This is a genomic window from Sulfuricurvum sp. (assembly GCF_028710345.1).
Taxonomy (GTDB): Bacteria; Campylobacterota; Campylobacteria; order Campylobacterales; family Sulfurimonadaceae; genus Sulfuricurvum.
Genome location: NZ_JAQTUH010000015.1, coordinates 1 through 12,433, shown reverse-complemented (window position 1 = coordinate 12,433; position 12,433 = coordinate 1). Strand labels below are relative to the sequence as shown.

The 12,433-nt window shown below is 38.6% G+C and carries 10 protein-coding genes; 9 read left to right on the top strand and 1 reads right to left on the bottom strand.

Going from position 1 to position 12,433, the window contains the following annotated elements; genetic code table 11:
• The first annotated feature begins 75 nt into the window (after window positions 1-75).
• The 9 genes from PHC76_RS13230 to PHC76_RS13190 all read left to right on the top strand — a co-directional run bounded on the left by PHC76_RS13230 (window position 76) and on the right by PHC76_RS13190 (window position 12,132).
• Window positions 76-651, top strand: coding sequence for a recombinase family protein (locus tag PHC76_RS13230; protein WP_300210411.1), 576 nt, complete (start codon window positions 76-78; stop codon window positions 649-651).
• A gap of 24 nt (window positions 652-675) precedes the next feature.
• Window positions 676-1,380, top strand: a complete 705-nt coding sequence (locus tag PHC76_RS13225) for a hypothetical protein (RefSeq protein ID WP_300210410.1) — start codon at window positions 676-678, stop codon at window positions 1,378-1,380.
• Window positions 1,367-5,914: a hypothetical protein gene (locus PHC76_RS13220; protein WP_300210408.1), complete on the top strand. Its 4,548-nt coding sequence runs from the start codon at window positions 1,367-1,369 to the stop codon at window positions 5,912-5,914. Before PHC76_RS13225 ends, PHC76_RS13220 begins: the two co-directional genes overlap by 14 nt.
• A 377-nt stretch (window positions 5,915-6,291) precedes the next feature.
• Window positions 6,292-6,591, top strand: a complete 300-nt coding sequence (locus PHC76_RS13215) for a 4-fold beta flower protein (protein ID WP_300210405.1) — start codon at window positions 6,292-6,294, stop codon at window positions 6,589-6,591.
• A gap of 112 nt (window positions 6,592-6,703) precedes the next feature.
• Window positions 6,704-9,505, top strand: coding sequence for a tetratricopeptide repeat protein (locus PHC76_RS13210; protein ID WP_300210403.1), 2,802 nt, complete (start codon window positions 6,704-6,706; stop codon window positions 9,503-9,505).
• Window positions 9,506-9,617: 112 nt separating this feature from the next.
• A complete protein-coding gene (locus tag PHC76_RS13205) occupies window positions 9,618-10,160 on the top strand; it encodes a hypothetical protein (protein ID WP_300210401.1) in 543 nt (180 codons plus the stop codon).
• Window positions 10,161-10,355: 195 nt separating this feature from the next.
• On the top strand, window positions 10,356-10,769 hold the full coding sequence (locus tag PHC76_RS13200) for a hypothetical protein (RefSeq protein WP_300210399.1): 414 nt from the start codon (window positions 10,356-10,358) through the stop codon (window positions 10,767-10,769).
• A 92-nt stretch (window positions 10,770-10,861) separates the two neighbouring features.
• The gene (locus tag PHC76_RS13195; protein ID WP_300210398.1) at window positions 10,862-11,443 is read left to right on the top strand and encodes an AbiV family abortive infection protein; all 582 of its coding nucleotides are present in this window, start codon (window positions 10,862-10,864) and stop codon (window positions 11,441-11,443) included.
• An 86-nt stretch (window positions 11,444-11,529) separates the two neighbouring features.
• On the top strand, window positions 11,530-12,132 hold the full coding sequence (locus PHC76_RS13190) for a hypothetical protein (RefSeq protein WP_300210396.1): 603 nt from the start codon (window positions 11,530-11,532) through the stop codon (window positions 12,130-12,132).
• 108 nt (window positions 12,133-12,240) lie between these two features.
• On the opposite strand, the gene PHC76_RS13185 is transcribed toward PHC76_RS13190, so the two are convergent.
• The coding region (locus tag PHC76_RS13185; RefSeq protein ID WP_300210394.1) for a hypothetical protein at window positions 12,241-12,433 on the bottom strand (193 nt) is incomplete at its 5' end.

The following is a 12,433-nucleotide window of genomic DNA, read 5'->3' as shown; positions in this document are numbered from 1 at the left end:
TATGCCAAATCATATACCATAAGTTCATATCATAACTTCAAAGAAGAATGGCACACCCCCAATCAGGAGTTGATCATGAAAATTGGATACGCTAGGGTTAGTAGCCACGGACAGTCTCTTGATAATCAACTAGAGACACTAGTCAAAGCTGGATGCGAGCGCATATTTAGCGAAAAGATCAGTGGAGCCAAAGAAGACCGCAAAGAGTTTAAAGCCATGCTCGATTTTGCAAGAGAAGGCGATCAAATCATCGTCTCAAAACTTGACCGCCTTTCCCGCTCGCTATTTGAGCTTCAAAAATGCGCCAAAAAGCTTGAAGAGAAGAAAATAGACCTGATGGCGCTAGAGCAAGGAATCGACACTTCTAACCCCACCGGAAGGCTTCTATTCAACATCATTGGGGTCGTCGCTGAATTTGAACGTGAAATGATAAACGAACGCACCGCCGAAGGGCGGAAGAAAGCAAAAGATAAAGGCGTTGTCTTTGGCAAGCCAAAGAAGTTGGTAAAAAAAGATGTGGAGTCAATGGCAAATATGATCGTCATGGGCACTCCAAAAAGTGAAATTGTGAAGCTTTACGGTGTTGGGCGAACAAGCGTGTTTCGATATTTACGCGAGCATGGCTACAGCAGTGATGGCAGTAGAAAATAAAAAACATTAACTCAAAGGAATTGCATGAAACAAGCTCACGCAAGCACCAAGAAATTACTAGAAAGAGCACTAGATTATCTGATAAATATCGATCACGATTGGGACATGGTTATTGAGCTTAATGGCAAGAGCTACAGCGACATCACCTTTTCAGCGCAACAAGTTATTGATTGCATGCACAAGCTGGCCATTCCCGGCGATGTCCTTCTTACAGACCGCTCAAGTTTCAGCGAAAGGAAAAATGGCAAAAAAAATGAATATCTCTCGATGCTCAATAAGGCCAAAATAAAACGCGCTCAACGGCTTCTCGACAACAGAGGGGTGAGCATCAACCAAAAACTAAACGTTACAGAATTACAAGAAGAGATAATGGCACTCAAGACTGAAAACAACACTCTTCGCAGGCACGTAAACTCCCTAAATTCTTTCATTGCACAGGCTGAATTAGAGGCGAACATTGAAGATTCAAAGCCGTTAGTTGGCATCACAAGTGGCACATATAGTGAAAAATACAAGCAACTTCTATCCAACTTACTACAGTACCTCATTGAAGATGGAGCATTATATGCCACTCCCAGCAAAGGCAATGTTCCGCCCGCCCTTAAGCTTGATCGGGCCACAGGAGGGGTTATAAAAATCTGCAACCTGTCAGACATCGAAGATCTTGTCAAACCTCGGGCTCAGAGCAATGGGAATATCATACTAGAAGTGCAACATGAGCAAAATTGACAAACTAATCATAGCCGGATGCGAACAGGCACTCAAAGACAACAAGACTCATTTTGCCTCAGAAAGAGCGCTATACGAACATTTTGGAGTCAGTCCCGCAGCTCTTACTCATGAGCGCAAGGCGAAAATACAGGAGCTCGGCATTGTGTGGAATAAGCATGAGACAGCCAGAACATCCGAGGAAGTCGATGTCGACATCGAAGCCAGATGCAAACAAACACTCAAAGATAACAAGACTTATTTCACCTCAAAACAAGCGCTATGTGAGTATCTTGGGATCGGCAGCAAAGCCCTCACTGATGAACGCAAGGCGACAATACGGGAGCTTGGTATTACTTGGGATAATGGCAGAACCTCCAAAGAAGTCGATGTTGACATCAAAACCAAATGCGAACAGGCACTCAAAGACAACAAGACTCATTTCGCCTCAGAACTGGCACTATATGCACATCTTGGGATTGGCAGCAAAGTACTTACTGATGAGCGCAAGGCGATGATGCGGGAGCTTGGTATTACTTGGGATAAAGGCAGAACCCTCAAAGAAGTCGATACTGACATCAAAATCAAATGCGAACAGGCACTCAAGGATAAAAAGACCTATTTCACCTCAAAACAAGCGCTATGTGGGTATCTTGGGATCGGCGGCAAAGTACTCACTGATGAGCGCAAGGCGATGATACAGAAGCTTGGTATTACTTGGGACAAAGGCAGAAACTCCAAAGAAGTCGATGTTGACATCAAAACCAAATGCAAACAGGCACTCAAAGACAACAAGACTTATTTCACCTCAAAAAAAGCGCTATGTGGGTATCTTGAGGTCGGCAGTAAAATACTCACTGATGAGCGCAAGGCGATAATACGGGAGTTTGGTATTACTTGGGATAATGGCAGAACCCTCAAAGAAGTCGATACTGACATCAAAACCAAATGCGAACAGGCACTCAAAGACAACAAGACTCATTTCGCCTCAGAAAAAGCGCTATGTGGGTATCTTGGGATCGGCAGCAAAGTACTCACTGATGAGCGCAAAGCGATGATACGGGAGTTTGGTATTACACATAGTTCGGGGGTTACCCTAAGCGAAAACATCCTCCTTGCTCTTGGGGAAGCCAAATTGCGAGAACTAAAACTTGAATCTGTTGATGCGCTAGTAGAGTTTAGCGAAGACGTGCTTGCGCGGGTTATCCAAGGCCACAAGCTTATAAGTGAAAGTCATCGGGCGATCAAAGCCACTTCCCGGCAAATTATGGACTACAAGACGGCAGAGATAAAAGGAATCGTCGAAGAGGCTGCTTCCATTTTAATACTCTCTGGTTATGACGATTTTTGGATCATGGAGATCAAGTTTCAGCTCTATTTAGGTGGCCACTACATTACAGAGAGCTCGATTCTTAGAGCACTTAAGTCCCTTGGATACGACATAACCACAACCCAGAAAGACCACATCGACAAACGTCTCAGATTGGCTTTGCGAGCAGCAAGCGAAGATATACTCAATATCAACTATGTCGAAACACTCCCGACGATAAATACATCCGAAGATGCAAATATCTATATAAAACAAAAGATCAAAAAGCAATTCAAAAATCTCTGGAAGGAGTACGCGCTGTTTATGGTGAAAAATAACCTCCTTGGGAGCGTATCCAAGACACCGATACCGCTTGGTTGGGACGGGACGATTGAATCCCTTGCGGGTATAAACGAATCCTACGCAAGAGCTTTTTTTCTTGATGATGAACATATCGAAACACTTGATACCATGGGGTATGAAGGCATAGCTGCACTTGCGCTCCTTGCTAGCCGTGGCGCGAAAGACAACCTTCCTAGAATGTTCTGGTCAATTGGCATTAGGGCAAGGGCTTTCTTTATATGGCTCAACAAAAAAGGCTACGCCGTCTTCCATCCAAAATATGTTATCTATACTGGCGCGGATATGGCAAGTAAAACCATAGAATTACTCACCAAAGATCATCCAGTAATCACCCTATATAATAACATAATTAGCAACAATGCAATAAATCAAAACCCTGCAATTACAAAGAAATTTAAACAAAAAAACGTAGTAAACCATGCCCGCTATCTCGCCCTTGCTTCAGACCCAAAAAGCAACCTGTTGGCATTAACCCAAGAAGATATCATTGAGTATTGCGAATCCACTAAAGGGTATGCAAAGGTCAGTGGGACAATAGCGCATCAAGAATTTATATTCGACCTACTTTACTGCAACGGAAACGAAAAGGCAATTAGACCAAAAGAAGACATATCACTTGAGTCATGGTTTAATAGCGAAATTCATAAAAAAATCAGAACTATTTCAGACAACACTACACATTGGTACGCAGATATCACTAGAGCGGCACTTGAAATTGCAAATTTCAGACTTACAGAAGAGAAATATGCAATAGGCACAATCAAAACATTCCTCAAACATTACATCTTCTTATTGGAGTTTTTATCTCTTTTTAATCACAAACTCAACCGGACAGAACTTTCAAAGGCACTCACCCCATACATCAATGATGACAATATGCAGATGTTTAAATGGGCCAAAGAGAGGAATGAAGGGAAAAAATACCGAGGCGCTACCTCAAGTTTCAAGCTTTTATTCGACAGACTTAGCCCCGAGAGTGAGTACCAAGGCCTCTTCACTCAAGCAATGAAACTAAAGAACGAACAAAGTGAGCGGAAACTGCTCCGAAAGGGGATGGAGCTCGCCGTATACCACACGCTCCAAGAGGTAGCCCGGAATATCCCGCCAATGAGCAATACCTACACCCTAAAGCGTACAGCATCCAATAAGGACAGAAGCATACTTGATTTATCATGGTGGCCACTTGCAGATACTGGTCTCTCCCCAATACTTCCAGTATTCGAGTGGATGATGTCCAAACTTCCGCGCCGAAAAAAGCACCTGCGCTATGCCGATGTGAATGAATTCTTGCAATATAGCGATTCAGGCAATCTACTTGGTATATACTTTAGCACCGACAAGAACTTTAATAACCCAAGTCTATTTATCCCAATAATAACCCTTAGATTGCTATTTAATCCAGAAGAGATTGCCTTTCTGGAAAAATATGTTAACTACATCAAAGCCGCTTACTCCCATATTTCACCAATATCATTTGATGGTGGCAACTTTGACGAGATAAAACCTCTCTTTCCACATCACAACCGAAACGATGTTGTAGCTGAAAATATAGTTAACGGATATCACAAAAAATGCATGATAGCAACTCAAATCGAGGTCAATAGGCTTGCCAAGGATGGTGTATTTAATAGCTACTACTCAAAAGATGAGCAAGAACGAATGAGAGGGTTTCTTGGTGATTTGGAGTTAGTACAGCTTAGAGACGGGAGTAGAAAGTCTTTTGAAATCCCAAAAACTCTTGAAGGCATCGGCTTAATCACTGACAGCATTGCTGAGGCCAACCTAACAGATTCTCAAGGCATCCATAACCTCCGCCATGCGGGCGCTACGGCGCTTCTACAGCTAGGACTAGACCTTACCCAGATCATGATAATAACTGGACATAAGTCTGAAAAGGTGCTATTTGATATTTATTTGCATCCAGAAGGCGCAGGGCTCGCGGAGGTCCTGCAGAGCTCATTCACTCAACTCAAAGACCTTTCTGGATCCCCAAAAAAAATTAGCGATGGATTTATAAATAAAGTTTTCAAAATACTAATCGAAAGTCAAGACCCAGAGCTAATCTTGTCAACCCTCAGGGGGAATGGCTTTTTTTGTATGTCAAGAAATATCAAAAACATGGATACGGAGATATTTGGACAAGCAAGAAAATACACGGCAGACGGCCTTGTAGAGAATGGTCTTGAGTTGGCGTCACAATTCCACCCAGCCACATGGAAGGCTTCAGATACATGCATCTGTCCTGTAGACAAAAGGTGCCCCGACGGCACAAACGGCTGCTGTGCCCTATGCCCCTTAGGCCTATTCAACATAATACACATAAAAGGCATCATCAAAGCGTTTCAAGAAGCTATGATTCAGATGAAATTGCTCAACAACAAAATAGTCGAATGTAAGTTAAGCGGAAAAGATGGGCATCTAGAGCAAATGAAGAAAGAACATCACCAGCTAGTATCTGAAATAATTGGATGGCTTGATGTCATACAAAAACTTGAATATCAGCTAAATTCAAACAAAGATGATACAGGTATATCTAATCTCCCTGTCATCCAAGAAAACATAACACTAACAGGATACAGAGAAGTCACAATTGATCAGGCCATGATGGAGACAATCATCATGGGCCGAGAGATTCAAAGTGAAAGTGTGACTGATGATAATTACACAGCAAGACTCTCGCACAAGATTTGTCTTACAGCAGCAAAGAATTACGATACCGACACATTGTCCAAAATGGAAAGGGAAGGTCTCGATTGGCTCATTAATGATTACAACGCATGTGAGATTGATCAACAGCGGGCACTTCTTGAGCGATTTACTTCAGGAAATAGTGCGCCATTAAATAAAGAGATTCAATTAAGCAGTAAGTTGATAAAAGAGTAAAACAAAAGGGAAGAATCGCAACGCAACACTGGAATTGCCCCCCCAAACAGTAGACACTTTTCCGTTCGTGGTGAGCTCGTCAAACCATGAATGAGTCACCCCTCGACTGGCTCATCATATCTTTACGTTACGGTGAGCCATTTCGCTCTTCTATGTTTTTATAAGTGTATCGCACCGCTCTTTCGGTAAATTTTGACCCTCAACATATGTATACTAAAGATACGGGATACGGAAAAAAAGTTAAGATAAATGGTGTAAAATGTTTAAAAATATTTCGATATGTAAGATTTTGGTTGGATATCTGGATATCTAATAACTATCAGGCATAACTTCATATTTTTGGTATGAATAAATAGCTTAAAACTAGAGGCAACAAAATGACAGATTATATTTACAACTCTAATGGAAAAGCAATAGGATATCTTCGAGGTAAATATCTTCACTCAATGTCAGGTCAAGCCGTCGGTCAACTTAATGGAACTCATGTCCATAAATTGTCAGGACAATATATTGGTGAACTTCACGATCAAATGATATTAGATAAACATATGGGTAACTTTGGCAACATTGGTAATCCAGGTAACCCTGGAAATGCAGGAAACCCCGGTAATCCAGGTAACAGAGGTAGTAAAAATTACGGATATCGTGATGTTTCATCAGAACTATTCGATACGTAAAGTTAACTAATCAAAGGAGACCAATCAAAAAGCCACGAGAGGATTTTTGATTGGTCATTTCAAATGTTCTGTGATGTAAAGGCAGGATGAAATTTTTCAGAGGTAGTAATTGATGTTTGAGCCTGTAAAACAACTGATCATAAAACAATTGATTGAAGAAATAAGTACCCTTAATGCGACCAATATTGAACTCATTGGACACAATGTAGTTTCATATATTGAATCGAAAAGATTGATTCATCATGGTATCAATAAAGACTATATGCCAAGTGGTTATACAGTTGATACTTTTTCTGATGATTCAGATATTGTTGTTGAATACAGTGCCGAAAAAGGATATTTCGAGGATCAATCCCCAAAAGATACTATACCAGCAAAATATGAAAAGATTGAAAAAGATATTGAGCATGCTATCAAACATAAGCTCCCCACTGGACCTGCAAAAATATATTTAATTAGCACGCAAGAGGAACCACCTTCTTTTCGTGCAAAATATAATGCCACACCAATTGCAAAGTCTTATGGATCAAAAACTATTATTTATGATGCACGAGAACTTGCAAAATTGATATATGAACAATCAATTGAAAGTCCTACAAATGAAGAATGCTATAGACAATTTCTTCCTACTTTTGCACAGAATATTGATAATTACGAATACTATGGAAAAGTGCCAGGACTATGTGAAAAACATATTTCTGAGCCAATAATATTACGTGCAATAAAAAATCATTTTACACATGGAAAGCAGCTATGTGTGCTTAACGGAGTTAGTGGAGCAGGAAAAACACAAGCAGTTGTTGACTATATTCATTCTGAAAATTCAAATTTTGAAAATATCCTCTGGATTTCTGGTGATGATTGGAAGCCGGACACTTCACTGCATTCTGTTAAAAGAAGCCGAGGTGGGGTTCCTATTAATGTTGCAGGTTCATTTAACACATCGAAGACTCTTCTTGTAATTGATAACCTTGACCGAACTGTTGAGCTTTCACAATTTTCAGAACTTGATGTTGGTTTTACAAAAGGTGGTCTCGTACTTATCACATCACAACTATCTGATGTAGGAAACGAGTTTTACTTATCAATTCCAGCATTGTCTGAAGATATCGCAATGAAAATTCTTGGAGAAGACCTTTCTAACCCATCTGACAAATGTGAAGAGATAGTAAAGGCATGTAGTTTTTCCCCTCTTATACTTTCCACGATAAGAAATCTAATTGATAATGAAAATATTTCAAAAAATGAACTGTATACGGAAGTATTGTCTGATCCTGAAGCTATTACTGGGAAAGATGGTTTGTCAATTATGAGCCGAATTTTAAGTAAGCTCAACGGTAAGCTTTTAGAAGCACTTAAAAAAATTGCAAATTCAGGTTCGAATCAGCATGATTTTAACTTTCTAAATTATTTTATTGGAATTCTGCATCGGCATAGCCTTCAAAAGCTCTCAATATTACTCCAAACAAATATTCCGGGCATCCTTAAAGTCCATGATCTCATAACAAAAGCTGTTCAAGACAATTTAAACACCATTGGTATTTCTACTTCGATCGAAGAATATATCAATCAAAATAGTATAGAAATGTCGCCGAGTGTTCTAAGAGAAATTCATATTTGCTACACGCAACTTTGTGAAGAAAATAAACGTCGTGGAGATCGTGAACCTGATTGGATTACTTATGCACTGCTTCAAGTTGAAGGAGAAGCTAAAGAAGATATTTACAGAAATATTTTTGAAAAAGATATATTAAATGCAAAAAGCGTTGCATCCCTTTTATGTATTATTGACGCAAAAGAAACACATTCATATTCTATTAAAGATAAAGATGCACGTTCTTCTTATTATGAGAAATGTGCAGAAGAATACCGAATAGGAATAGAAAGCATTCAAAATGAAGATTTTAAAGCCGAGTTACTTCATCATAGAGGTAAGGCATTGCGAAGATATAAAAGATATGATGAAGCTCTCGCGTGTTTCACACAATTATTGAAATTAAAGCCAAATTGGCATGCTACTTATGGACAAATTGCTCACCTCGGAACTCAGTATGGTGTAGATACATCAATCAAAGAAAGTGGCGAAGAAGCAATGAGGAAGCTAGTGGATTTTATGATTGAAGATTTTTCAATTGTGCCATTGCGTGTTTCACTGGGTGCTCTTGCACGCTTGCGATCCTACCAAAAACTAAAAAATGATCTTGTATCAAATAGAGAGAAAGTCATTGCACTTGCAAATATCATTACGATATCAGCACTTGAAGGACTAGATCAGTTTTACGAAGCATATGTTTCATTTACCTCTATGTTTGGATACCAATATCCTGAAATTTGTGTAGAACTCGCAGAAACACTCCCAGAAATGTTCACAATGCCACCAGAAGCAATAGATAAATATCAGTGGGTTAGTGCATGTGAAGCACTTACAAATACTGCAATTGCGGCAAAAAGTTCGGGAAAAATAGATTTATATAACAAAATGTCTAATGCCAGTCTCACTTTTGCAGATAAAATCAATGACAAAGAGGTTTTAAACTCCTTTAATGCCCGTGCAGTTGCAAAAGCTTATATCGTAGCTGAAAAACCACAGTCGGCTATTGATGCCATTGCAAAAGTATCGGAGCAAGATATTAATCATTGGTTGTTGTATCGTAAAGCTGAAGCACTTTTAGCACTAGACGACTCTAGTGTATTCGATGTTGCGAATAATGCACTTGACTTAGCGCTTGAAGATGAAAAGGCAAAAGACAACCTTTCATCCTATTATGATTTAAAACGTCAATATTATGAGAAAGCAGGAAAGATTTCTGAAGCTTTAGTTGAAGCTAAACATGCTGTTGAAAACTGTAAAGACGGAAAATATAAACTGTCTCTTGAAAATGCGTTATTACGACTTGAAGCATTACAAACATAACGAAATCATCAAAAGAAATGGCATAACAAATCAAAGGGACCAATTAAAAAAAATGCGAGTGGCCTTTCGATTACTCATTTCAAACGTTAAGTTACAAGTGAATGGAGAATAGATGGATTCTGAAAAAGCAGAAAGAAGTAAAAGATTTAGTCATATCGGGATGCATTCAAATTCAGATATGACATACGCAATGCAATACAAAGAAGCATTTGATGCACTATATGATTCTTCTAAACCTGTTGATACAATAGCTTTGCCAATGATGTTCTTAATGCGCCATTATCTTGAATTGATTTTAAAATCAAATATTGTCTATTTTGCCAAATTCTCTGAATCGGATTGTATGCTGAAAAAAATTAACTTAGAGCATAAACTACTACTCCTTGCAAATGCTTTTAAAGAACATTGGAAATTGGTGGCGAAAAAACATGGTCTAAATTTTAATGACAAAGTATATATTAAAAATTTTGATCTTTTAATTGATTTAGTCGATCAAATAGATAAATATTCTATGAGCTTTCGATACTCACATGACAAAGAGGACAAAAAGCATTTTGAATGGGGAGACACACTCGATATTTTCAACATAAAAAAATGCTTGATGAAGTCTTACCGCTTCTCAATCATTCTACCGATGTGTTTTATGATCAAGTAGGTCAGCACATAGAGCTCGAAGAAGAAATGATGCGTGAATTGGAAAGAGATATTATGGCAGATTTGCACAACCCAAGTGACTACATGTAATAAATAGTAAATGAACTTAACAACTCAGAGGAGCCAATCAAGTAGCCAGTGTGCGAGTTACTGATTGCTCATTTCAAACGTTATGCACTTAGAAGGGAAATTGTTTATGGATAGCGATTTTATTGAAAAAGAAAAACTGCGAGTAAAAAAATTATTTGCAAAGAAACATCAACTAGGGTTTGAGAGCAGAACTGATCTCGCAGACTGGTTTGCCAAAAGAATTCAGCTACAAAAATACAAATGTGAATATTGTGAGACATCAATTTTCGACATAAGAAAATTGATTGAAAAGGAAATGTTAAAAACAAGAAAAACAGCATATGGTAAAAGAGGTCTCGTTCTTGAAATAGATAAAAAAATCAATGAAATAGGTTACACAAAAGACAATTGTGTTCTCGCCTGCTATTATTGTAATAATGATAAAAGCTATATCTTTGATCATAATGAGTATAAAAAATGTTTTGGTGAAAATCGGAAAAAGTTTTTCACCAATCTGCTCAAACATGATGGCACGAACTAAACATGCATAACAAACTCAATAGAATCAATAAATTACCATGTGGGCAATTTATTATCTCATTTCAAACGTTATGTGTAAATTGAGAGCAGCGCATGGAAATATTTGAACTCATACAAAACATGGTAAGAACAGATGAAAATCTAATTAGAAATGCTGAGGAATTGGATAAGGCAATTGATCATATTATTCAGCTTGTCCAAGATGCATGCACACTATATTTCGCCGGCAGTTATTCTAGTTCGGCATTTTTGAGTATCACAGCCTGCGAAGAAGTTGCAAAAGCTCACATTGGCTCCTTTACAAATGGAAAGCATCCAGAAAATAAGGGCCGTAATGTTTTCCAAGACCATAAAACTAAACATATTATGGCCGCCTTGCCAACAGTACCGATGGGCCAGCGCTTAGAAGACGCTCTAGGGAAAGGTGAGTTACAGCGTATTATGAATATGGCTCAAAACGCTGGCTTTATCCAAACTAGGGAAAACGCCCTGTACTTTCAAAGAGAAAAAGGTAGTTTGGCTATACCCTCTGAAAAAATTGATAAAAATTTAGCACGCTCTTCGACCCTGTTCGCCATAGAGGTTTTCGATGATACCCTAGTGGGCATGACTAACTATTCATTTGAAATGGTCGGCGTTACTGATACTCTGTTCGAACAAATCAAAAATACATAACGAGGCTAGCCAGAGGGGAGCAAAAATACCACCGCATCGCTCTGGTTTTTCGGTCCCTGCTGGTAGCGTTATATTATGAGGTAAGCATGTCAGAAAATTTGGATGATTTTGAGAATATCTATCTCCCAGAACTAAAGACCAAAGACGATGTTCTGGAGTTTATAAAAAAAGGAATGTTCTTTAAGCGGAAACGAATAGAAGAAGTGTTTTATAGAAGGTTTGTTAGCCTGAGACAAAAAATACATAAGGTGCTTTCGAATGAGGGCTTAGATGACTTCGATTACGATATTTATGTTAATTCTATTCTAATAGATTGCAGGGCACTATTTCTTGAAAACCCTAGATACAAATTGAATGGAACTTTACAAGGTGCATACCGAGCGAGAAATCTTGATGAGTATGCCAAGGGTATTGATGAGTTCTTTGATAGAGAGGTTATTGAAGGAAAATCTTTAAAGGTTGTCATCAAGGACTGGGTAGATAAAAGGTTGGTGCATATTGATTATCTAGAGCCAGAGGACGAAGATTTAGTTTTCGAGAATATTCTATTAATTATAGACAGAAAAACCCTTGGTAATATTTTTCACGACGTACTAATTATTGCCAAGCAATATGAAAAAATTCGAGACTTGTATGGGGAAAATGCAGAAGAGCAGCTCAATAGAACCCTTTCGTGGTTGACCGGTTAAGTATTATATAACAAAGTGTATTTAAATGCTGTATTTTGGATTAAAGAGTAAAAATACAAAAAAAATCGTAATTCAACACTTTAGTCAACAAATTCGTCTACGTGTTGACTAAATAGAAGTGTTTGCAATAGGGAGTTTCTGGTTATTCAACATTGTTGATATAGTATAATAGATGTTTTCGAGGATGGTTTTGTTTTTGCGCGTGAGCTGGATATTCAAAAATTCCGCGACTTCTTTCGCTTTTCCGATCTTGAGTTCAGCATTATTGACCTCATAGACCTCGAAAAAAGAGCCTACTTCG

Excerpts from the sequence above, each read along its gene's own strand:
- PHC76_RS13230 (WP_300210411.1), top strand. The coding sequence starts at position 76 with ATGAAAATTGGATACGCTAGGGTTAGTAGCCACGGACAGTCTCTTGAT.
- PHC76_RS13225 (WP_300210410.1), top strand. The coding sequence starts at position 676 with ATGAAACAAGCTCACGCAAGCACCAAGAAATTACTAGAAAGAGCACTA.
- PHC76_RS13220 (WP_300210408.1), top strand. The coding sequence starts at position 1,367 with ATGAGCAAAATTGACAAACTAATCATAGCCGGATGCGAACAGGCACTC.
- PHC76_RS13215 (WP_300210405.1), top strand. The coding sequence starts at position 6,292 with ATGACAGATTATATTTACAACTCTAATGGAAAAGCAATAGGATATCTT.
- PHC76_RS13210 (WP_300210403.1), top strand. The coding sequence starts at position 6,704 with ATGTTTGAGCCTGTAAAACAACTGATCATAAAACAATTGATTGAAGAA.
- PHC76_RS13205 (WP_300210401.1), top strand. The coding sequence starts at position 9,618 with ATGGATTCTGAAAAAGCAGAAAGAAGTAAAAGATTTAGTCATATCGGG.
- PHC76_RS13200 (WP_300210399.1), top strand. The coding sequence starts at position 10,356 with ATGGATAGCGATTTTATTGAAAAAGAAAAACTGCGAGTAAAAAAATTA.
- PHC76_RS13195 (WP_300210398.1), top strand. The coding sequence starts at position 10,862 with ATGGAAATATTTGAACTCATACAAAACATGGTAAGAACAGATGAAAAT.
- PHC76_RS13190 (WP_300210396.1), top strand. The coding sequence starts at position 11,530 with ATGTCAGAAAATTTGGATGATTTTGAGAATATCTATCTCCCAGAACTA.